The 21,091-nt window shown below is 64.0% G+C and carries 17 protein-coding genes and 2 tRNA genes; 14 read left to right on the top strand and 5 right to left on the bottom strand.

Going from position 1 to position 21,091, the window contains the following annotated elements; all coding sequences use genetic code 11:
* Nucleotides 1–269 precede the first annotated feature (269 nt).
* Nucleotides 270–345, bottom strand: a tRNA-Lys gene (locus QCE63_RS01675).
* 163 nt (nucleotides 346–508) lie between these two features.
* Between QCE63_RS01675 and QCE63_RS01680 the strand changes: the two genes are divergently transcribed.
* From QCE63_RS01680 to QCE63_RS01690, 3 genes are read left to right on the top strand one after another with little or no spacing between them, the layout of a single operon-like run.
* A complete protein-coding gene (locus QCE63_RS01680; protein ID WP_309829918.1) occupies nucleotides 509–916 on the top strand; it encodes a PaaI family thioesterase in 408 nt (135 codons plus the stop codon).
* Nucleotides 917–1,786, top strand: a complete 870-nt coding sequence (locus QCE63_RS01685) for a patatin-like phospholipase family protein (RefSeq protein WP_309829920.1) — start codon at nucleotides 917–919, stop codon at nucleotides 1,784–1,786.
* A 16-nt stretch (nucleotides 1,787–1,802) separates the two neighbouring features.
* Nucleotides 1,803–2,279: an OsmC family protein gene (locus QCE63_RS01690; protein ID WP_309829922.1), complete on the top strand. Its 477-nt coding sequence runs from the start codon at nucleotides 1,803–1,805 to the stop codon at nucleotides 2,277–2,279.
* Nucleotides 2,280–2,286: 7 nt separating this feature from the next.
* On the opposite strand, the gene QCE63_RS01695 is transcribed toward QCE63_RS01690, so the two are convergent.
* Nucleotides 2,287–3,303, bottom strand: a complete 1,017-nt coding sequence (locus QCE63_RS01695; RefSeq protein WP_309829924.1) for a D-2-hydroxyacid dehydrogenase family protein — start codon at nucleotides 3,301–3,303, stop codon at nucleotides 2,287–2,289.
* Nucleotides 3,304–3,785: 482 nt separating this feature from the next.
* Here QCE63_RS01695 and QCE63_RS01700 point away from each other — a divergent pair, with 482 nt between their 5' ends.
* Together QCE63_RS01700 and QCE63_RS01705 are read left to right on the top strand one after the other, a co-directional pair.
* A complete protein-coding gene (locus QCE63_RS01700; RefSeq protein WP_309829926.1) occupies nucleotides 3,786–5,657 on the top strand; it encodes a phosphoenolpyruvate carboxykinase (GTP) in 1,872 nt (623 codons plus the stop codon).
* Between the two features lie 352 nt (nucleotides 5,658–6,009).
* On the top strand, nucleotides 6,010–7,098 hold the full coding sequence (locus QCE63_RS01705; protein ID WP_309829927.1) for a LysR family transcriptional regulator: 1,089 nt from the start codon (nucleotides 6,010–6,012) through the stop codon (nucleotides 7,096–7,098).
* A 195-nt stretch (nucleotides 7,099–7,293) separates the two neighbouring features.
* On the opposite strand, the gene QCE63_RS01710 is transcribed toward QCE63_RS01705, so the two are convergent.
* The 3 genes from QCE63_RS01710 to dprA all read right to left on the bottom strand — a co-directional run bounded on the left by QCE63_RS01710 (nucleotide 7,294) and on the right by dprA (nucleotide 11,902).
* Nucleotides 7,294–9,948 (bottom strand): DNA topoisomerase III, encoded by a 2,655-nt coding sequence (locus tag QCE63_RS01710; RefSeq protein WP_309829928.1) that lies wholly within the window; start codon nucleotides 9,946–9,948, stop codon nucleotides 7,294–7,296.
* Between the two features lie 239 nt (nucleotides 9,949–10,187).
* Nucleotides 10,188–10,565 carry a thioredoxin family protein gene (locus QCE63_RS01715; RefSeq protein WP_309829930.1) on the bottom strand — a complete coding sequence of 126 codons (378 nt, stop codon included), beginning with the start codon at nucleotides 10,563–10,565 and terminating at the stop codon, nucleotides 10,188–10,190.
* A gap of 131 nt (nucleotides 10,566–10,696) precedes the next feature.
* The gene (dprA, locus tag QCE63_RS01720; protein ID WP_309829932.1) at nucleotides 10,697–11,902 is read right to left on the bottom strand and encodes a DNA-processing protein DprA; all 1,206 of its coding nucleotides are present in this window, start codon (nucleotides 11,900–11,902) and stop codon (nucleotides 10,697–10,699) included.
* 201 nt (nucleotides 11,903–12,103) lie between these two features.
* On the opposite strand from dprA, the gene def reads away from it, so the two are divergent.
* The 9 genes from def to QCE63_RS01765 all read left to right on the top strand — a co-directional run bounded on the left by def (nucleotide 12,104) and on the right by QCE63_RS01765 (nucleotide 20,864).
* The gene (def, locus tag QCE63_RS01725; RefSeq protein WP_309829934.1) at nucleotides 12,104–12,607 is read left to right on the top strand and encodes a peptide deformylase; all 504 of its coding nucleotides are present in this window, start codon (nucleotides 12,104–12,106) and stop codon (nucleotides 12,605–12,607) included.
* Nucleotides 12,608–12,610: 3 nt separating this feature from the next.
* Nucleotides 12,611–13,588, top strand: coding sequence for a methionyl-tRNA formyltransferase (gene fmt, locus QCE63_RS01730; RefSeq protein WP_309829936.1), 978 nt, complete (start codon nucleotides 12,611–12,613; stop codon nucleotides 13,586–13,588).
* 70 nt (nucleotides 13,589–13,658) lie between these two features.
* Nucleotides 13,659–14,306: a LysE family translocator gene (locus QCE63_RS01735; RefSeq protein WP_309829938.1), complete on the top strand. Its 648-nt coding sequence runs from the start codon at nucleotides 13,659–13,661 to the stop codon at nucleotides 14,304–14,306.
* Nucleotides 14,307–14,437: 131 nt separating this feature from the next.
* Nucleotides 14,438–15,292 carry a zinc metalloprotease HtpX gene (gene htpX / locus QCE63_RS01740; RefSeq protein WP_309829940.1) on the top strand — a complete coding sequence of 285 codons (855 nt, stop codon included), beginning with the start codon at nucleotides 14,438–14,440 and terminating at the stop codon, nucleotides 15,290–15,292.
* A 165-nt stretch (nucleotides 15,293–15,457) separates the two neighbouring features.
* Nucleotides 15,458–16,912 (top strand): 16S rRNA (cytosine(967)-C(5))-methyltransferase RsmB, encoded by a 1,455-nt coding sequence (gene rsmB, locus QCE63_RS01745; RefSeq protein ID WP_309829944.1) that lies wholly within the window; start codon nucleotides 15,458–15,460, stop codon nucleotides 16,910–16,912.
* Nucleotides 16,909–17,505 carry a DUF4390 domain-containing protein gene (locus tag QCE63_RS01750; protein ID WP_309829946.1) on the top strand — a complete coding sequence of 199 codons (597 nt, stop codon included), beginning with the start codon at nucleotides 16,909–16,911 and terminating at the stop codon, nucleotides 17,503–17,505. The genes rsmB and QCE63_RS01750 overlap by 4 nt, the downstream gene beginning before the upstream one ends.
* A gap of 22 nt (nucleotides 17,506–17,527) precedes the next feature.
* Nucleotides 17,528–19,957, top strand: a complete 2,430-nt coding sequence (locus QCE63_RS01755) for a PAS domain-containing sensor histidine kinase (protein ID WP_309829948.1) — start codon at nucleotides 17,528–17,530, stop codon at nucleotides 19,955–19,957.
* Nucleotides 19,958–20,668 carry a response regulator transcription factor EsaR gene (gene esaR / locus QCE63_RS01760; RefSeq protein WP_309829950.1) on the top strand — a complete coding sequence of 237 codons (711 nt, stop codon included), beginning with the start codon at nucleotides 19,958–19,960 and terminating at the stop codon, nucleotides 20,666–20,668.
* Between the two features lie 120 nt (nucleotides 20,669–20,788).
* Nucleotides 20,789–20,864 (top strand) — tRNA-Phe (locus tag QCE63_RS01765).
* Nucleotides 20,865–21,091 lie beyond the last annotated feature (227 nt).

The following is a 21,091-nucleotide window of genomic DNA, read 5'->3' on the forward strand; positions in this document are numbered from 1 at the left end:
CCCTTCCGCGGCTCGCAAACAAACGCATCGCGGTCGTCCACGTCCAGCGCAACGCCAGGCAGGTTTCTAGGGTGTTTGTCTTGAACGAGTTGCGATGGCATTCGACGCGAATGGCAGGGAGCTTGCTGGCGTTCCCGCATCTTGTTGTCGCCTGCGGCTCATCACATCGCATTGATTGACGGCGATCTAATATGCCTACATGGTGCCTACACAGAACTCGTGAAAACAAAAAGCCCGGTCAAATGACCGGGCTAAGTGTTTGATTTTTTTGGTGGGGCGTGAGTGACTCGAACACTCGACCTACGGATTAAGAGTCCGCTGCTCTACCAACTGAGCTAACGCCCCGACAGAAGCGAAATTATAGCGGTGGTTTTCGACCACGCGCAAGTCCCTTTTAGCAAATTTCTGAAAAATTCCGGCGCGCGGCAACGTCGCGAGGGCAACCAGCCTACCTCCCCATCCCGTTATCATGAGCGCATTCTCCCGCCCGACGACTCCAAAGAACCTCATGGACGATCCCGCCATCCGCGCCTTGCTCGACAGCATCCTCGCGCCCTGGGTCAAAGACCTGCACCTCACCCCATCCACGATCACCGACGACGCCATCACCCTCCGCCTGCCCCATGCCGACCACCTGCGTCACGCGGGCGGCGTCATCTGCGGCCAGGTCTTCATGGCTGCCGCCGACACCGCGATGGTCGTCGCCATCTCACACGTCATGGGCGGTTTTTCGCCGATGACCACGGTCTCCCTGAACACCACCTTCATGCGCCCGGTGAAGTCCGGCGACATCCTCGTCACCGCCCGCGTCCAGCGACGCGGCCGCAATCTCGTTTTCGGCGACATCGAAATGCGCGATGCACAAGGCGAACTCGCCGCCCACGCCACCACCACCTACGCGCTCATCAACCAATAAATGTTCGACCAAGTCGTATTCGCGGGCGGCGGCAACCGCTGCTGGTGGCAAGCCGGCTTCTGGGACGTCATCCGGCCAGAACTGGATCTGAAGCCGCGCATCATCGCGGGCATTTCGGCGGGCGCGGCCACGGCCTGCATGCTCTACACGAACGAATCGCGCCGCGTGATGGCGTACTACGCCCACGTCCTGCGCGACAACACGAGAAACGCCTACTGGGGCAACCTGCTGCGCGGCGAGTCGGTGTTCCCGCACTACCGCATCTACCGTCAGGCGCTGCTCGACATCTTCGCGGACCGCTTTCCCGAACTCCGGCACGCGCCCGAGATCCGCATCGGCGTGTCGCATCTGCCGCGCTGGCTCGGCGCGCGCAGTGCGGTCGCGGCCGGGATCATCGCGTACAACATCGAGAAATACCTGCGCAAGACGCTCCATCCGACTCTCGGCCAGACGCTCGGCTTCCATCCGGAGTTTGTGAAGGCACAGGATTGCGCCACGGTGGACGATCTCGCCGACCTCATCCTGCAATCGTCGAGCACGCCGCCGTTCACGCCGATCCTGCGTCGCCACGGCCGTCCCGTGCTGGACGGCGGCATGGTCGACAACGTGCCCGTCTCCGCGCTCGATGCCGCTCCGGGTCTCGTCCTCGTCATGGTCACGCGGCTCTATCCGCGCGAGCGCATGTTCGTCGTACCGCATGGAGCACAGCGACGCATCTACGTTCAGCCGTCGCGCAAGGTGCCGATTTCAAGCTGGGACTATACGAGTCCATCCCAGATGCAACATGCTTATGACCTGGGCCGCGCCGACGCCGATGACTTCCTCGAGCGCCTGCCGCGTCTGGTCGAAACCGCATCGCAACCTGTCTGAGGATGAGGAGCACATCGTGGCGAAGCAGCACACGTATGAACTGACCGTCGACTGGACGGGCAACCTGGGTTCGGGCACCTCCGCCTATGACGCCTATTCGCGCGATCACCTCGTGCGCGCCGGCAGCAAGACGGCAATAGAAGGCTCGAGCGATCCCGCCTTCCGCGGCAATCCTGCGCGTCACAATCCGGAGGAGTTGTTCGTGGCGTCGCTGTCGTCGTGCCACATGCTCTGGTATCTGCATCTCTGCGCGACGAATGGAATCGTCGTGACCGGCTATGTCGATGCAGCCGTCGGCACGATGCAGGAGGAAGCGCAGGGCCACGGCCGCTTCGTCGATGTGTTGCTGCGCCCCCGCGTGACCATCGGCGCGGGGGGCGACCAAGCTCTCGCGGCGCGCCTGCATGAAGAGGCGCACCGCTATTGCTTCATCGCCAACTCGGTGAACTGTCCGGTACGTTGCGAACCGGACATCGACATCTCGACGCTATAGCGCCCCTTCAGCGCCGCCGCGCTTGCTGCAACGCTTCCTTGTTGGACACGCTTGACGTATCGCCTGCGTCGAATGCGAGGATGTTCTTGAACGCGGCGCTGAAGTACAGCTCGTAGCTTTCGCGCTCCACATAACCGATGTGCGGCGTGCAGATCACGTTCTCCAGCCGCAGCAGGCCGTAGCCTTGCAGGATCGGCTCGCTTTCGAAGACATCCACAGCCACCATGCCCGGCCGGTTGTGATGCAGTGCGTTGAGCAGCGCATTGTCTTCCAGCAATTCGGCGCGACTCGTGTTGACGAACAGCGCCGTGGGCTTCATCCGCATCAGATCGTCCTGCTTGACCATGCCCGTCGTCTCATCGGACAGACGCAGGTGCAGCGTCAGCACATCGCTTTGTTCGAACAGCGCCTCGCGGCTCTCGGCCACCGCATGACCATCTTCGCGCGCGGCCGTTTGCGAATGCTCGCGGCCATACACGAGCACGTTCATGCCGAACGCCTTGCCATACCCCGCCACCAGTTTGCCGATCTTGCCGTAACCCCAGATGCCGAGCGTCTGGCCGCGCAGCACCTGGCCGAGACCGAAGTTCGGCGGCAGGGCGGACGTCTTCAATCCGGATTGCTGCCACGCGCCCTGTTTGAGATTCGCGACGTACTGCGGAATGCGCCGCTGCGCCGCCATGATGAGCGCCCACGTCAGTTCGGCCGGCGCGACCGGCGAGCCCGTGCCTTCGAGCACCGCGATGCCGCGTTCCGTACAGGCATCGATGTCGATGTGTCCGCCGCCGGCCCGCCCCGTCTGGCTGATCATGCGCAGCTTCGGACACTTGTCGAGCAGTTGCGAGCTGATGCGCGTGCGTTCGCGGATCAGCACCAGGGCGTCGACTTCCGAAAGTCTGCTGGCCAACTGTCCGAGCCCACGCACCGTGTTATTGAAGACCTTTACCTCATGGTCATCGAGCAGATGGAAGCAGCCGAGCTTCCGGACGGCGTCCTGGTAGTCGTCGAGGATGGCGATTTTCATGGGCATTGGTTGGCTTTTGTTAGGCATCAAACGTGCTGTATTTCGGGCAAGCGCGAGAATAGAGCACTTGAATTCGGGTAAATACCGATAAATTGTGCTCCAGCGGGCCTGCTGCGCTGCATTACGGCCGCTGCGCGATGCGATGTTATGCTTGACTCCCACATTTCAGGAGCCCTGTTTCGCAGCGCCAAAAGAAAGAATTTCAGCGCAACTTGCGGAAACCACGGTAATCCGCAACGAGACCGGCCACTTAGTATCTCTTTTTAACAGTTTGTTCCTTCGCGACGCAAGCCGGGCAGCGGTCCGGCACTTATGCTGAAGGATTCATGCCCGTGACGCCGCACCGGCTGTCGAACTGCATTTCGTGCGATGAATCCGTCCATCGGGACCGCACGAAAACGCCCGGTGGTTCGACTCGCAAGCCTCTCGCACGCAGCGTCAGAGGGCCCAGGTTTTCATTGCAGAGAACGGAGACAAGCTCGATGAACCAGCCCGCAGTAGTCGAAGATCACAATATCAAGTCCAACGAAGTTGACGCGCCGGCTCATGTCCGGCACCGCAAGCTCATCGAATGGGTGCAGCGCATCGCAGCCGTGACGAAGCCGGATCGTATCGAATGGTGCGACGGCTCGGAGGAAGAATACGACCGCCTCTGCCAGCAAATGGTCGACGCCGGCACGATGAAGAAGCTCAACCCCGAGAAGCGCCCCAACTCCTTTCTCGCGTGCTCGGATCCGTCCGACGTCGCGCGCGTCGAGGACCGCACGTTCATCTGCTCGCAGCGTCGCGAGGATGCCGGTCCGACGAACAACTGGATCGAACCGCAAGAAATGCGCGTCACGCTCGACGGCCTGTTCGACGGCTGCATGCGCGGCCGCACGATGTACGTCGTGCCGTTCTCGATGGGCCCGCTCGGCTCGCCGATCGCGCATATCGGCGTGGAGTTGTCGGATAGTCCGTACGTGGTGACGAACATGCGCATCATGACGCGCATGGGCCGCGCGGTGTACGACGTGCTCGGCGAGGAAGGCGAGTTCGTGCCGTGCGTGCATTCGGTAGGCGCGCCGCTGGCGGACGGCCGCAAGGATGTGCCCTGGCCGTGCAACGATACGAAGTACATCGTCCACTTTCCGGAAACGCGCGAGATCTGGAGCTTCGGTTCGGGCTACGGCGGCAATGCGCTGCTGGGCAAGAAGTGCTTCGCGCTGCGCATCGCCTCGACGATGGGCCGCGACGAAGGCTGGCTCGCCGAACACATGCTGATCCTTGGCGTGACGTCGCCGCAAGGGCGCAAGTATCACGTCGCGGCGGCGTTTCCATCGGCGTGCGGCAAGACCAACTTCGCGATGCTGATTCCGCCGAGCGACCTGAACGGCTGGAAGGTGACGACCATCGGCGACGACATCGCGTGGATCAAGCCGGGCCGCGACGGCCGCCTGTACGCGATCAATCCGGAAGCAGGCTATTTCGGCGTCGCGCCGGGCACGAGCGAGAAGACCAACTTCAACGCAATGGCCACGCTGAAGGAAAACGTGATCTTCACGAACGTCGCGCTCACCGATGACGGCGACGTCTGGTGGGAAGGCATGACGGATACGCCGCCCGCGCATCTGATCGACTGGCAGGGCCGCGACTGGACGCCTGCGACCGCCAAGGAAACGGGGGCGAAGGCGGCGCATCCGAACGCGCGTTTCACGGCGCCGGCGTCACAGTGTCCGTCGATCGACGCGGACTGGGAGAATCCGGCCGGCGTGCCGATCGACGCGTTCATCTTCGGCGGCCGCCGCTCCAATACGGTGCCGCTGGTGACGGAAGCACGCGACTGGAACGAAGGCGTCTACATGGCCGCGACGATGGGCTCCGAAACCACGGCCGCCGCCGCGGGCCAACAGGGCGTCGTGCGCCGCGACCCGTTCGCGATGCTGCCGTTCTGCGGCTACAACATGGCGGACTATTTCGGGCACTGGCTCAAGATGGGCGAGCGCCTGGACGCGATGAACGCGAAAGTGCCGAAGTTCTTCTGCGTGAACTGGTTCCGCAAGGGTGACGACGGCAAGTTCGTGTGGCCGGGCTTCGGCGAGAACATGCGCGTGCTGAACTGGATGATCGGCCGGATCGAAGGCACGTCGCAGGGCGAGGAGCATGCGTTCGGCATTTCGCCGCGCTACGAGGACATCGACTGGGGTGCGCTCGGTTTCTCGCGCGAGCAGTTCGAACAGGTCATTTCCGTCAATGACACGGCTTGGCGCGACGAACTCGCGCTGCACGACGAGCTTTTCACGAAGTTGCAGGAAGGTCTTCCGGGCGCGTTGCCGGAAGCCAAGGCTGGAATGGAAAAGCGTCTGGCGGCCTGAGTCGGCTTGATCGGCGGGACGATTCGGCAAGGTTGCATGCCGGATTGGTAACACCGATCAAATCAATCCCCAATATCGGGCCCATCGCACCGGGCCCGTTTTCTGCGCATCTACACCGTCAAAAACCGCCCCGCCAGCCTGGACAAAATTCCGCTTACAGGAATACAGCCGATCAAGCGTTGTGCGATCCGCAACAATCGGTGATCTTTCATCTGCGTAACACGCCCCGCCGACCGTTTTTTTTCGACTTTTTCCTGTTTCCCGGCAACTTCTGCACGAAACGCCCAGTCCTAGGATAATCCTGAATTGCGTTGCAGCAGAATTCAAGCCGCATGGCGGCAGGAGTTGTCTTATGGATCATTTGCAGTCGATGAGAGTGTTCGTCCGTGTTGCCGACCTGGGGAGTTTCGCCCGGGCCGCGAGCGCGATGGACATCTCCAATGCAGTCGCGACGCGTCACGTTGCGGACCTCGAAGGTCGCCTTGGCACGCGTCTGTTGAATCGCACGACGCGCAGTCTCTCGCTCACCGAGTCCGGTCAGGTTTATCTGGAGCGGGCGCGGCAAATTCTCGACGAGCTCGAAGACGTCGAACAAATGGTGGTGGCGCGCAATCACGAACCGCTGGGTTCGCTGCGGATCGTCGCGCCGGTGGTCTTCGGCTTGCACAATCTCGCGCCGGTGTTGCAGACCTACGCGCAGCGCTATCCGAAGGTGATTCCGGATGTGACGCTGGTGGACCGTCAGGTCGATCTGGTCGAGGAAGGTTTCGATGTCGGCATCGTCATCGCGCGGCAGGTGAAGAGCGCGAGCGTCGTCACGCGGCGCCTGACGACGGGTTGCATGACCGTCTGCGCGACGCCCGCGTACCTGGAGAAACACGGTACGCCGACGCGCCCCGAGCATCTGCTTGAGCATCCTTGCCTGAGCCTGCCGTCGGAATACTGGGGCGACGAGCGCGTGTTTACGGGTCCGGAAGGCGAAGTGCGCGTGCGGCCGCAGAACGTGATCATCGCGAACAACACCGAGATGCTGAGGCAGTTCGCCCTGCTCGGCATGGGCATCGCGATCCTGCCGAGCTATCTGATCGGCACCGATACGACCCGCGGCCAGCTCGTGCGTCTGCTTGGCGACCATCAATTGCCGCAGGTCGAGATCAACGTCGCGTATCCGAGCCGCCGTCACTTGCCGGCGAAGGTGCGCACTTTCATCGACCATCTGGTCGAGCATTTCAGCCAGACGCCGAATCACCAGCTCGGCGAGCAATGGATTCGCGATGGTCGTGGCCAGCCGGTCGCGCCTGCCGCTCAGTCGCACTACGAGCACGCCGACGACGAACCGGTCCCCCCGCCGCGTTCGCGCCCGATCGATGGCGAACTGGGGCCGAAGCTCGCGAAGCCCTCACGGACGCGTGGGCGCGTGCCGGCGGCATCGCCGTTCTGAAAGGCTCGCGCCCGGCGCAGATGAAAAAGCAAAACCCCCGCGAAGACGCTTCGCGGGGGTTTTTGTTTGGAACCGACCGAATCGCCGGCTGAGCAGCCGGAAGGCGCTCAGCTCGTCTGCGCCGTGGTCTTCTTCGCGGAGCGCGTTGGAGCCGGCGGAACCGCCGGCTACCGGCCACAGGCAACTGAAATGCGCTCAGCTCGTCTTGCGCGCCGCGGCCTTCTTTGCGGCAGCTTTCTTCGCAGGCGCCTTCTTGGCAGCGGCAGGCTTGGCGCGCGTGGTCTTGGCGGCTATGGCGACATCGTTGTCGCCCGCGTCGTCGCCGCTGTCCGCTTGCGCCTCGGCTTGAGCCGCGCCGCGCTTGGCCGCCGCCGATTTCGCCGCCGGCTTGCCTTCCTTCTTCTCGAACTCGAAGCCGATCTTGCCGTCCGGCTGCTTGACGAGAAACGCCTTGAAGTTACGCCCGGTGCGCGACGACTTGAACCCCGTCAGCAGGTCCGTGCGCCCTTCGCCGAGCAACTTCTGCATCTGCTCTCGCGCGATTTCCTGTTGCAGGATGACCTTGCCCGACCGGAAGTCGCAAGTCTTCGGATTCGCGACCGAGTTCTCGCAGACGTAGCTCATGCCGTGCTCGAACACGCGTGACTGACACTTCGGACAGGCGCCGACCGGCGTCTGCTCGGAGAAATCGGGCGGTTCGCCGTCTTCGCCGCCGCTGTCCTGGCCGAAGTCGAATTCGAGCTTGTAGTTCTTGATCTCGTCGTCGAGCGCGAGCTTGAGAATGGCCGAGAACGGCCGGCCCATCTTGCTGCGGAAACCCGACAGCGGCCCAATGGTCTTCTCGCGCAGCAACTCCTCGACTTCCGGGATCTCGAACTGCCGGCCGCCCGGAATCTTCGAGATCGAAAACTCGCACTGGGTGCAGGCGAAGCGGCGATAGTTCTCCTTCACCTGCGAGCCGCAATGCGGGCAGGGCGTTTCGAGCGTCGCGTAATCGCCGGGGATGGTGTCGGAATCGTATTCTTTCGCCCGCTTGACGATGGTCTGCGTCATGCGCGCGATTTCCTGCATGAAGGCGTCGCGATGCAGGTTGCCGCGTTCCATCTGCGAGAGCTTGTGCTCCCACTGACCCGTCAGCTCGGGTGCGGTGAGTTCCTCGACGCCGAGACCGCGCAAGAGCGTCATCAACTGGAACGCCTTGGCGGTCGGAATCAGTTCGCGGCCTTCGCGCACCATGTACTTTTCGCCGAGCAGGCCTTCGATGATCGCCGCGCGCGTCGCCGGCGTGCCGAGACCCTTGGCGGCCATCGCGTCGCGCAGTTCCTCGTCCTCGACGAGCTTGCCCGCGCCTTCCATGGCCGAGAGCAGCGAAGCCTCGTTATAGCGCGCCGGCGGCTTGGTCACGAGGCCGTGAGCGGCGACCTTCTCGACATCGACTTTCTCGTCCTTCTGCACCGGCACGAGATTGCCGTCTTCGCCCGCGGCTTCACGGCCATAGATCTGCAGCCAGCCCGGCTCGACGAGCACCTTGCCTTCGGTCTTGAAGTGATGCCCGGCGACCTCGGTGATGCGTGTCGTCACGAGGAATTCCGCCGCCGGGAAAAACACCGCCAGGAAGCGCTTGACCACCAGGTCGTACAGCTTCTGCTCCGGCTCGGACAGCGCCTTCGGGGCCTGGAGCGTCGGGATGATGGCGAAGTGATCGCTGATCTTCGAGTTGTCGAAGATGCGCTTGTTCGGCTTCACCCAGCCCTTGTCGAGCACCTGCTTGGCAAACGGCAGATAGTTATTGCTGTCCTTGAGCATGGTCATGGTGTCCTTGACCGTGCTCAGGTAGTCCTCGGGCAGCGCGCGTGCATCGGTACGCGGGTAGGTGAGGACCTTGTGCTTTTCGTACAGCGCCTGCGCGAGACCGAGCGTGTTCTTCGCCGAGAAGCCGAAGCGGCCGTTAGCTTCGCGCTGCAAGCTCGTCAGGTCGAAGAGCAGCGGCGACATCTGCGTGGACGGCTTCGATTCTTCCGTGACGATGCCGGTCTTGCCACGGCAGGCCGCCACGACCGATTCCGCGGCCGCGAGGCTCCACAGGCGCGAATCGCGCTGCTCGGGATCGTTCTCGACGCGCTTGAACTTCGGGTCGAACCAGCGGCCTTCATACAGGCCCTTCGCGGCGATGAATTCGGCGCGCACTTCCCAATAGTCGCGCGGCACGAAGCGGCGGATTTTCTCTTCACGTTCGACGACGATCGACAACGTTGGCGTCTGAACGCGTCCGACTGTGGTCAGGAAGAAACCGCCGCCCTTGCTGTTGAATGCGGTCATCGCGCGCGTGCCGTTGATGCCGACCAGCCAGTCGGCTTCGGAACGGCAGCGGGCGGCGTCGGCGAGCGGTTGCATGTCGGCGTCGCTGCGCAGGTGCGCGAAGCCGTCGCGGATCGCGGCGGGCGTCATCGATTGCAGCCAGAGCCGCTGGACCGGATGCTTCGCCTTCGCATGCTGCGCGATCAGGCGGAAGATCAGTTCGCCCTCGCGCCCCGCGTCACATGCATTGATGAGGCGGTCGACGTCCTTGCGCTTCATCAGCTTGGTCAGCACTTTGAGGCGCGACTCGCTTTTCGCGATCGGATTCAGGTCGAAATGCGGCGGAATGACCGGCAGATTGGCAAAGCTCCACTTGCCGCGCTTGACGTCGTATTCCTCGGGCGCAGCGATCTCCAGCAAGTGGCCGACGGCCGACGAGAGCACGTAGTCGTCGCTCTCGTAGTACTCGTCATGCTTGGTGAAGCCGCCCAGCGCCCGCGCGATGTCGTTCGCGACGGAGGGCTTCTCAGCGATGATCAGGGCTTTGGACATGACTCAATAAATTTGGTAACTGGCAGCGGCCCAGTTTGGGCTGCTTCAACGACCGCTTTATAGCACAGGCTTTGGGCGGTGGGCGTCGAAGCGCGAGGGCGGCGTTGCGCTCGGCTGCCCGAAAAGGTGAATTGAACATGGCGCTGCGCGCAATTCGTGCCCGCCTTTTGTCCGTTTCCTGTCCCTTTTTTGGGCACTTCTACACATTCGCGCTCCGTCCCGATGCAGAGGGGCGACGGTCACGCCATGGCAAGGATGGGCCGCAACTTGGGCGCGCCGGCCATATTGGGCAGCGCGGTGAGGTCGGTCAGCAGGCGCTGGACGATTGACGCTTGCGGTAGCACGGTGCCGAAGAAACGGGTTGTGACCGAGTCCTCGATCAGAATCGTCGGAAAATTTTCCACGTCGAGGTCGTCGAGGAGATCGGCATGATTTTCAATGTCGATCCATGCGAAACAGATATCGGGATGTGTGTCGGCCAGCGCATTGAAACCATCGAGATATTCGCGGCACGTGCCGCACCATTCGGCGCACAGGCAGGCGACGAACAGCGTGCCGGGCTCGGCGATGCGCTCAGCGATGCGCTCGGCATCGGTATCGAGATTCAGCGCGGGCATGGTTTCAACGAAATCCTCTTGTTCGACGGCGGGGGCGGTACATTTTTTTCGCGAATGTAGCATGACGCCGCGTTAAGGTCGCTTCACGGCCGAATAGCCAGCGCCCGGCAGCGGCGTGACCTGCTGGCACGTTATGGCCGCTCCACCGCCGTGTAACGGCCGCCCGGCAGCGGCGTCACGCGGCCGCTCATTTCGAGTTGCAGCAACGTACCTTGCAGCGCCGCGCCGTCGAACTGGGTGCGCGCGGCGAGTATTTCAAGGGTCGCCGGTGCGTGGCCGAGGGCGGCGAGCACGCGCGCGGCCTGCTCGCCGAGCTCGTTCTCCGAGGGCAAGCGCGCGGAGGCCCACGATGCGCTGACCGGCCGCGATGCCGTACTGCGGCCAGCGGCGGCGGTAGCCGGAGCCGGAAAGCCGAATTCCTCGAGGATCTCCTCCGGCGTTTCCACGAGCTTGGCTCCTTGTTTGATCAGCCGATGACAACCCTGAGCCAGCGGCGCATGAATGGACCCGGGAAGCGCGAAGACGTCGCGCCCCATTTCGTTGGCAAGGCGGGCCGTGATGAGCGAGCCGGAGCGCATCGCGGCCTCGACGATCAGCACGCCGCCCGACAGGCCCGCAATCAACCGGTTGCGTTGCGGGAAGTTGGCGGACCGCGCGGGCGTGCCGAGCGGCCATTCGGACAGGATGGCGCCTTCCCGGGCGATTTCATGCGCGAGCGCGCGATGCGCGGACGGATAGACGAGGTCCGCGCCCGTGCCGATCACGGCGATGGTGCCGGCAGCGCTCGCCAGCGCCCCGCGATGCGCGGCGGCGTCGATCCCGAGCGCCAGGCCGGACACCACGGCGAGCCCCGCGCCCGACAGCGCGAGTGCGAACCGCCGCGCGTCCTCGAGTCCCTGTGGCGTGGCGTGCCGGCTGCCGACGATGGCAACCGCGCGTGCCTGCAGCCGCTCGAGCCGGCCTTTTGCGTACAGCAGCGCGGGCGGATCGGGCATGTTGAGCAGGGCTTGCGGGTAGTCGCTGTCGGCGAGCGTCAGGATGCGGTTGCCCGGCTCGGACGCCCACGCGAGCGCTCCTTCAATATAGTGGCCGAACGATGTCCCTTCGATCTCGGCGGCCGGCGCCAGCACGGCTTCTGCGGCGCCCGGGCCGGCGATTCGCGCGAGCGACGCAAAGCTCTCCGCCAGCACTTCGCACGGTCCGCCGAAGGCCGCCAGCAACTGGCGCAATGGGAGTGGCCGCAATCCGCGAGCATGGGCGAGCCGCAGCCAGGCGCGGAGTTCTTCTGCGGCGGGCGGAGAGGCGCTGGCTCCGGTCGGCGGGGCGACGGTCGTCATGTTAAGATTTTTGATCCGAAAGACATTGAGAAACGTCGCCCGGCCTCGCGCTCAGGCCTGATGCGACGCGTACGGGCCGCTTGCCGGCGGCGTTGAATCCAGCGGATTCACCCGCATATTTTTTGGCAAGCCGCTCCTTCCCCGCAACCTGGCCGAATGGCCGATTTACACGCGTCGCGGCGCGCGTAGACAATCCGAATCATGGCTCTGCTCAAGATACTCAACTACCCGGACAAGCGTCTGAACAAGGTGGCGAAGCCCGTCGCCGTCGTGGACGACCGCATCCGCAAGCTCGTCGCCGACATGGCCGAAACCATGTATGCCGCACCGGGCGTCGGCCTCGCTGCAACCCAGGTGGACGTGCATGAGCGCGTGATCGTGATCGACACCTCGGACGCGCATGACGAACTGATGGTCTTCATCAATCCGGAAATCGTCTGGTCGAGCGAGGGCAAGAAAGAGTGGGAAGAAGGGTGTCTGTCGGTGCCGGGCATCTATGACTTCGTGGAGCGGCCGGACAAGGTCCGCGTGAAGGCGCTCAACGAAAAGGGCGAAACCTTCGAACTCGATTGCGAGGAGCTCCTTGCCGTGTGCATCCAGCACGAAATGGATCATCTGGCGGGTCACGTGTTTGTCGAATACCTGTCCACGCTCAAGCAGACCCGTATTCGCGGCAAGATGAAAAAGCTGGAAAAGGCGCTGTAAGTCATGAGCCAGTCGCTGCGTGTGGTTTTCGCCGGTACACCCGAATTCGCTTCCGCCGCGCTGGCGGCCATTCACGCGGCGGGCTTTTCGGTGCCTCTGGTCCTGACGCAGCCGGACCGGCCAGCGGGACGCGGCATGAAGCTGACGGCCAGTCCGGTCAAGCGCTTTGCCGTCGAGCACGGTTTGGCCGTCGCGCAACCCACCTCGCTGCGCCGCGCGGGCAAGTATCCGCAGGAAGCCGCCGAAGCCATCGATCTGTTGAAGGCCACGCCGCATGACGTGATGGTGGTCGCCGCCTATGGGCTGATCCTGCCGCAGGAAGTGCTCGACATTGCGCCGCGCGGCGCCATCAACATTCACGCGTCGCTGCTGCCGCGCTGGCGGGGCGCCGCGCCGATCCACCGGGCCATCGAGGCGGGCGACGCCGAAACCGGCATCACGCTGATGCAGATGGACGCCGGCCTCGACACGGGCGCGATGATCCGCGAAGGGCGCACGGCCATTCGTCCCGACGATTCCACCGCGTCGCTGCACGACCGGCTCGCGCAGATGGGCGCGGAGTTGATCGTGGCCGCGCTGCGCGACCTGGAACGCGACGGCGCGCTGCCGTCCACGCCTCAGCCGGAAGAAGGCATCACGTATGCCGAAAAGATCGCCAAGAACGAAGCGGCGCTCGACTGGCGACGCTCCGCGCAGGAACTCGGACGCCAGATCCGCGCGCTCGATCCCTTCCCCGGCGCGTTCGGCACACTGGACGGCGCGGCGATCAAGATCTGGGCGGCCCAGCCAGTCGAGTCTGCCGCGTCTCAGGGCAACGCCGGCACGATCGCGGAGATCGGTCCGGACGGCATCGTCGTGACGTGCGGCAGCGGGGCGCTCAAGCTCACGCAACTGCAAAAACCGGGCGGCAAGCGTCTGCCCGTGCGCGAGTTTCTTGCCGGCGCACCGCTGGTGAAAGGGCAGCGTTTCACGCTGATCTGAAGAACGTGCAAACAGGCGCGGCGCTAAAATAAGAAGCTGTCAACACGCGTCTGTCAGTCTGGAGTTCCCGATGCTCGGCATTACCGGTTTCACCTTCTTCCTCATTGCTGTTTTCCTGCTGAACGTCACGCCGGGTCCCGACACGGCCTATATCGTCGGGCGAAGCGTCGCGCAGGGGCGTGGCGCGGGCGTCGTGTCGGCGCTCGGCATTTCCGCGGGTTGCATCGTGCATACGCTCGCCACCGCGTTCGGCTTGACGGCGATTCTCGCGGCATCGGCAACGGCCTTCACGGTCGTCAAGATTGCCGGCGCGATTTATCTGATTTATCTCGGCGTCCGTTTGCTGTTCGCGAAGCATGAGGACGCGGCCGCATCCCACGACCCGCAAGCATCCGAAAAGGCCGCGCCCAAACCGCTGCACCGGCTGTTCGCGCAAGGTTTCATCACCAATGTGCTGAATCCGAAGGTCGTGCTGTTCTTCGTATCGTTCTTCCCGCAATTCGTCGCGGCCGATAGTCAGCACAAGACGCTCGCCTTCCTGACGCTCGGCATGGTCTTCATTGCCATGAGCACGGTCTGGAACAGCTTCGTTGCGTGGATTGCGGGCAGCGTGACCGAACGCTTCGCAGGCAAGACAGGCGTGCGCAAATGGCTCGACCGCACGGTCGGCGGCGCCTTTGTCGGGCTGGGCATCAAGCTCGCGACGTCGCATCGATAAATCGCGTCCGGCCAATTGAATTATCGACGGACACCCCTATCTAACATTTTGCTTACAATCATTGTTCCGGTCGCATGGGCCGGGAGCACCGCGCCTCGCGCGCACCGTACATAGGGAGAGGAGTTCCGCATATGTTCAACTGGGTCAAAACCGCGATGCTGATGGCTGCGATCACGGCCCTCTTCGCCGTGATCGGCGGCGTGATCGGCGGGTCGAAGGGCATGATGCTCGCGCTGCTCATCGCGCTGGGCATGAATTTCTTTTCGTACTGGTTCTCGGACAAGATGGTCCTGCGCATGTATAACGCGCAGGAAGTGGACGAGACGACCGCGCCGCAGTTCTATCGCATGGTGCGGGAGCTGGCCACGCGGGCGCAGTTGCCGATGCCGCGCGTCTACCTGATCAACGAAGACGCGCCGAATGCGTTCGCCACGGGCCGCAATCCGGAGCACGCGGCCGTAGCGGCGACCACGGGCATTCTGCGCGTGCTGTCCGAGCGTGAAATGCGCGGCGTGATGGCGCACGAATTGGCGCACGTGAAGCACCGCGACATCCTGATCTCGACGATCTCGGCCACCATGGCCGGCGCCATCTCGGCGCTCGCGAACTTCGCGATGTTCTTCGGCGGACGCGATTCGGAAGGCCGGCCGTCGAATCCCATAGCGAGCATTTTGGTGGCGATCCTCGCGCCGATCGCGGGCGCCATGATCCAGATGGCGATTTCGCGGGCGCGCGAATTCGAAGCGGATCGCGGCGGCGCGGAGATTTCCGGCGATCCGCAGTCGCTTGCGAGCGCGCTCGAGAAGATCCACGCCTATGCGTCCGGCGTGCCGTTCCCGACGGCGGAAGCGCATCCGGCCACCGCGCAGATGATGATCATGAATCCGCTCTCGGGCGGCGGCATCGCCAACTTGTTCTCGACGCACCCGGCCACTGAAGAGCGCGTCGCGCGGCTGATGGAAATGGCGCGCACGGGCCGCTTCTGACGCTTCCAGGCGTGTGACGAAGGCCGTTCCGGAGGTAGCGGAACGGCTTTTTTTTGCGCGCGGGACGCGCCTCGCCGCCGCATGTCCGGGCTCGCGAATCCTGCACGTTACAATCCCCGTTCCACGCAAGCCGTCCGCTTGTCGTCCGACCGTTTCCGTTTCCTCATGACCGAACAGCCTTCCCGCCGGCCCGCCGCCGCGCACTCACGCCTGAGCGCGCTTCGCCTCGCGCCCGATTCACTCGGGTTCGCGCTCGATTGCGCGGCGCAGGCCGTCGGCGCGGTGCGTGCTGGCTCGTCGCTGCCGGCGGCGTTGCAGACGGTCATCGCGGCATCGAGGCAGGCGAGCGCGCGCGGCGCGGTGCAGGACATCGCGTATCGCACGATGCGCCGCCTCGCTCTCGCCGATGCCCTGTTGCGCAAGCTCGTGAAGAAAGCGCCGCCGCCGCACGTCGGCAACGTGCTGAGTTGCGCATTCACCCTGCTCGCCGATGACGAAGCCCACGCCGCCTACGCGCCATTCACCGTGGTGGATCAAGCGGTGGGCGCGATCGCGGCGCGCCGCGAATTCGCGTTCGCGAAGGGCTTGGTGAACGCGGTGTTGCGCGCTTTCCTGCGCGAGCGCGACGCGTTGATCGACGAAGCTCGCACGCAACCCGTCGTGCGCTGGAACTATCCGCAGTGGTGGATCGACGCGGTGAAGCGCGGCCAGCCGGAGGCCTGGGAGCGCATTCTCGAAGCAGGCAATCATCAGGGGCCGCTGACCTTGCGCGTGAACGCGCGCCGGGCGAGCGTCGAAGCGTACCTGGCGCGCCTGCATGAAGCCCATATCGAAGCCGACGTCGTCGGCACGCACGCGGTGCGGCTGAGAACGCCGCTGGCCGTGGACCGCATTCCCGGCTTTGACGAAGGCGTCGTCTCGGTGCAGGACGCGGGCGCGCAAGTCGCCGCGCAACTGCTCGGCGTGCAGGACGGCATGCGTGTGCTCGACGCCTGCGCGGCGCCCGGCGGCAAGACCGGTCACGTTCTCGAACTGGCGAACGTCGAGCTGATCGCGCTGGAGAGCGACGCCGAGCGCGCCACCCGCATCGCACAGAATCTCGCGCGCCTGAAACTCGAAGCGCACATCCAGACCGGCGACGCCGGCGACCCCGCGCACTGGTTCGACGGCAAGCCATTCGATCGCATCCTCGCCGACGTGCCCTGTTCGGCCTCGGGGATCGTGCGTCGTCATCCGGACATTCGCTGGCTGCGGCGCGAGTCGGACATTGCCGCGCTCGTCGCCGAGCAGCGGCGCATCCTGTCCGCGCTGTGGCCGTTGCTGGCGAAGGGCGGCGAGCTGCTCTACGTGACGTGCTCGATCTTTCCCGAGGAAGGCGAGGAGCAGGCCCGCTGGTTTGGAACGGTCCATGAAGATGCGGTACGATTGGACGCGCCGGGGCAATTGCTGCCGACTGCGGCGCACGCAGGCGCGGGCGCGGCGCACGGTTTACCGGACGGTACAAATCTCGCAGGCTCTGTTCCGGTCGAGGCGCCAGGCGCCGGTTCATCGTCCGGTCGGCACGCGGCGGCCATCGCGGATCACGACGGATTCTTCTACGCGCGCTTTCAGAAACGGTGACGATCAAACGCTTCCTTCCGCTCAGGCTCGCGGCCGTCATCTGGACTGCGCTGGCGCTCTGGCTGAGTTTCGCCGCGCCCAATGCCGCCCACGCCGAAACCATCGGCGTGCAGCGCGCGTCGCTGCAGGCGGACAGCAACGGCTGGAGCCTCGACGCGCATTTCGACTTCGACCTCAACAGCAGCCTCGAAGAAGCCGTGAACCGCAGCGTCCCGCTCTACTTCACGATCGACTTCAATCTGTCGCGGCCGCGCTGGTACTGGTTCGACGAAGAGCCGGTCAATGTCTCGCAAAGCATTCGCCTGTCCTATCAGCCGCTGACCAACGAATATCGCGTATCCACAGGCGGCTTGCAGTTGCGTTTCGCCTCACTGGACGAAGCGCTCGCGGTCATCAAGCATGTCACTTCGTGGCATGTGATCGACCGCAATCAGGTGCAGGGCGGCCAAACGTATACCGCATCGGTGCGCATGCAACTCGACATCGCGCTGATGCCCAAGCCGTTCCAGATCGACGCGGTGAACAACCGCGACTGGAACCTCGCTTCCGACTGGAAGCGTTTCACTTTTACGGCGGCAGAACGTGCGAAATAGATTTCGACGCGGCCGCACGGACATGAAGAGTTTCGTCGTCCGCTTGCTGGTCTCCACGGTGGCGGTCACGGCAGTGCTCCTGCTCGTGATGCTCGCGCTCGCGAGCGCGAACACGGAGTTCTTCGACCGCTATTACGGCTGGCTCTACGCGGCCAACGTCGCGGTGGCAGTCGTCTTCATGCTGATCGTCATCAGCCTGTTCATCATCATCGTGACGCGGGTGAGACAGGGGCGCTTCGGCACGCGGCTGCTGGCCAAGCTCGCGTTCATCTTCGCGCTCGTCGGCGTGGTGCCGGGCGCGATCATCTACGTGGTTTCGTATCAGTTCGTCTCGCGCAGCATCGAGTCGTGGTTCGACGTGAACGTGGAAACCGCGCTCACGTCGGGTCTGACGCTCGGGCGCGGCATGCTCGAAACCTCGCTCGCTGACTTCAAGAACCGCGGCCGTCAGATGAGCGACCAGCTCGCCAGCGCCGACCCGTCGAGCCTCACGCTCGCGCTGCTGCGTCTGCGCGACCAGTACGGCGTGCAGGACGCCGTGGTGTTCGAACGTCCGCGCGACCAGTACAACCGCGAAGACCTCTCGGTGAACGGCGGCTCGTCGCGCGTGCCGGGTCTGCGCACGGTCGCGCAGGCGTCCGGCAACTACTACGCGCTGCTGCCCGCCAACGAGCCCACCGGCACGATGCTCAAGCAGGCGCAGGATCATCCGTATGGCGCGATTGAAGGCGAGATCGACGGCGATCCAACCTCGAACGGGCCGAAGGGCGCACTGCGGCTGCGGGTGGTTACGAAGATTCCCGACCCGTCCACCACCACGGAATTCCAGCACGTCGACCGCTTCCTGCAGATCGAGCAGCCCGTGAGTCAGGAGCTCGCGCGCAACGCGGATGCCGTGCAGCGGGCGTATCGCGAGTATCAGGAGAAGCGCCTCGGGCGCACCGGCCTGCGCAAGATGTATATCGGCACGCTGACGCTCGCGTTGTTCCTCGCCACCTTCATTGCGATGATGCTGGCGCTCGCGCTAGGCAATCAGCTCGCGCGGCCGCTGTTCCTGCTGGCGCAGGGCACGAAGGAGGTCGCGGAAGGCGACTACACGCCGAAGCGTGAAATCAATTCGCGCGACGAACTCGGCTTCCTCACGCAATCCTTCAACGCGATGACGCGCCAGCTGTCCGAGGCGCGCGCGGCGGTCGAAAACAATCGCATTGCGCTGGAGCATTCGAAGGCCTATCTGGAGAGTATCCTCGCGAACCTGACGGCGGGCGTATTCGTGTTCGACCGCCAGTTCCGTCTCACTACCGTGAATCGCGGCGCGGAGCGCATCTTCCGCCAGCAGTTCGGCGCGCTGCTGAACCATCCGCTCGACCAGATCGGCGTGCTTGCCGAATTCGGCGCGATGGTCAGGAAGGCGTTCGCCGAACGCGATGCGGCCGCGGGCGGCAGCGATCATCGGATCGGCGACCGTGGCCACTGGCAGCAGCAGGTGGCGGTGACGGTGCCGGGCGAGAACGATCCGCTCACGCTGCTGGTGCGCGGCACGCAGTTGCTGGGGGTGAGCGAAGGCGATTCCGAGGACGCGGAAACCACCGGCTACGTGGTCGTGTTCGATGACATCTCCGACGTGATTTCCGCGCAGCGTTCGGTGGCGTGGGGCGAAGTCGCGCGACGGCTCGCACACGAAATCAAGAACCCGCTCACGCCCATTCAGCTGTCGGCCGAGCGCCTGCAGATGAAGCTCGCCGACAAGCTCTCGCAGCCGGATGCCGAGGTGCTGAAGCGCGCGTCAACCACCATCGTTAATCAGGTGCAGGCGATGAAGCAGATGGTCGACGATTTCCGCGAATACGCGCGTACGCCGCCCGCGGTGCTCGGCAACCTGCAACTGAACGAACTCGTCGCCGAAGTGCTGACCCTGTATGGCATCGAAGACGGCAAGACGCCGATAAAGGTCGACCTCACGAAGCTGCCGGTCATCCGTGGCGATGCCACGCAGATCCGCCAGGTGATTCACAACCTGTTGCAGAACGCACAGGATGCGGTGGCGGACGTCGCGGAGCCGCGCGTGCTGCTGGAAACGAGAACAGTAGAATATGGCGAGCCCGATGCCTCCGGACACGCGCGTGTCGCGGTCCGGCTGACGGTATCGGACAACGGTCCGGGTTTTCCGGCGCGGATTCTGTCGCGCGCGTTCGAGCCTTACGTCACAACGAAGGCGAAAGGCACGGGCCTGGGACTTGCAACGGTGAAGAAGATCGTCGATGAGCACGGCGCGCGCATCGACATACGCAACCGCTCGAAGGCGGCGGATGTGGTTGAAGGCGCGCAGATATCGATCCTGTTTCTACAGCTGGCGGACGATACCGCGGCGCCCGGCGCCACGGCCTCGGGCGGCGGTGCGGCGGCGAGTCACGGAACGACAAAAGCAACAGTGCAGACAAGGGCAGCGTAAATGGCAACCATCCTGGTGGTAGACGATGAAATGGGGATCCGGGAACTGCTTTCGGAGATCCTGAGCGACGAGGGCCATGTCGTGGACGTGGCGGAAAACGCGCAGCACGCGCGCGACTACCGTCTGCAACAGAGGCCCGATCTCGTGCTGCTCGACATCTGGATGCCCGATACCGACGGCGTCACCCTGCTCAAGGAGTGGGCCGCGCAGGGCAAGCTCACGATGCCGGTGATCATGATGTCGGGTCACGCGACCATCGACACGGCGGTCGAGGCGACGAAGATCGGCGCGCTCAATTTCCTGGAGAAACCGATCGCGCTGCAGAAGCTGCTGAAGGCGGTCGAGCAGGGTCTGGCTCACGGCACGGCGCCTTCGCCCGCAGCCATCCCGGCGAAGCCGCCGGCGAGCGCGGGCGCAGCGGGCGTGCCGGTGGCCGCCGCGCTGCCGAGCGCCTCGGGCGCGGGTCTGTCGAGCGAGGCGGCAGCGGGCGCGGCGCAAGGGCAGACGGGACAGACGGCGTCCATTTCGTTCGACATTCCGTTGCGCGATGCCCGCGATGCCTTCGAACGCGCCTACTTCGAATATCACCTCGCACGCGAGAACGGCAGCATGACGCGCGTCGCGGAGAAGACCGGACTGGAACGCACGCACTTGTATCGCAAGCTCAAGCAACTGGGCGTGGATCTCGGCAAGAACAAGAACGAAGTCTGATTCCGCTGACTTCGTCGCGTGCGCCGTTCATTCCAACGCCTCTTCGCACCGCAGCGAGCAAAATTTGCGTCGGGGGCTTGAGGCGTGTGTTGGATCCTGCTATAGTTTCACCTCTTCGTTGGCCCGGTAGCTCAGTTGGTAGAGCAGCGGATTGAAAATCCGCGTGTCGTTGGTTCGATTCCGACCCAGGCCACCAGAATGCTAAAAGCCCGAGAGTCTCAACGCTCTCGGGCTTTTTCTTTGTGGCGTGTCGCCAGATCATCGTTGATCGGATCTTGCGCGGTTGCTTCGCAGTCGCTTTATCCGGCCCCCGCGCCCAGCTCGGCGAATCCTCGCCTCCCATGCTAAAATTCGCGCCGAATTAAGGACTTGCCTCGTCCTCGGACCCGCAAGTCTTTTTCTTTTCGACGCTCCGAACCGGTC

This window comes from Caballeronia sp. LZ065 (assembly GCF_031450975.1).
Classification (GTDB): domain Bacteria; phylum Pseudomonadota; class Gammaproteobacteria; order Burkholderiales; family Burkholderiaceae; genus Caballeronia.

Coding starts and splice junctions, on each gene's coding strand:
- QCE63_RS01680 (WP_309829918.1), top strand. CDS start 509: ATGGACGATCCCGCCATCCGCGCCTTGCTCGACAGCATCCTCGCGCCC.
- QCE63_RS01685 (WP_309829920.1), top strand. CDS start 917: ATGTTCGACCAAGTCGTATTCGCGGGCGGCGGCAACCGCTGCTGGTGG.
- QCE63_RS01695 (WP_309829924.1), bottom strand. CDS start 3,303: ATGAAAATCGCCATCCTCGACGACTACCAGGACGCCGTCCGGAAGCTC.
- QCE63_RS01700 (WP_309829926.1), top strand. CDS start 3,786: ATGAACCAGCCCGCAGTAGTCGAAGATCACAATATCAAGTCCAACGAA.
- QCE63_RS01705 (WP_309829927.1), top strand. CDS start 6,010: ATGGATCATTTGCAGTCGATGAGAGTGTTCGTCCGTGTTGCCGACCTG.
- QCE63_RS01710 (WP_309829928.1), bottom strand. CDS start 9,948: ATGTCCAAAGCCCTGATCATCGCTGAGAAGCCCTCCGTCGCGAACGAC.
- QCE63_RS01715 (WP_309829930.1), bottom strand. CDS start 10,565: ATGCCCGCGCTGAATCTCGATACCGATGCCGAGCGCATCGCTGAGCGC.
- dprA (WP_309829932.1), bottom strand. CDS start 11,902: ATGACGACCGTCGCCCCGCCGACCGGAGCCAGCGCCTCTCCGCCCGCC.
- def (WP_309829934.1), top strand. CDS start 12,104: ATGGCTCTGCTCAAGATACTCAACTACCCGGACAAGCGTCTGAACAAG.
- fmt (WP_309829936.1), top strand. CDS start 12,611: ATGAGCCAGTCGCTGCGTGTGGTTTTCGCCGGTACACCCGAATTCGCT.
- QCE63_RS01735 (WP_309829938.1), top strand. CDS start 13,659: ATGCTCGGCATTACCGGTTTCACCTTCTTCCTCATTGCTGTTTTCCTG.
- htpX (WP_309829940.1), top strand. CDS start 14,438: ATGTTCAACTGGGTCAAAACCGCGATGCTGATGGCTGCGATCACGGCC.
- rsmB (WP_309829944.1), top strand. CDS start 15,458: ATGACCGAACAGCCTTCCCGCCGGCCCGCCGCCGCGCACTCACGCCTG.
- QCE63_RS01755 (WP_309829948.1), top strand. CDS start 17,528: ATGAAGAGTTTCGTCGTCCGCTTGCTGGTCTCCACGGTGGCGGTCACG.
- esaR (WP_309829950.1), top strand. CDS start 19,958: ATGGCAACCATCCTGGTGGTAGACGATGAAATGGGGATCCGGGAACTG.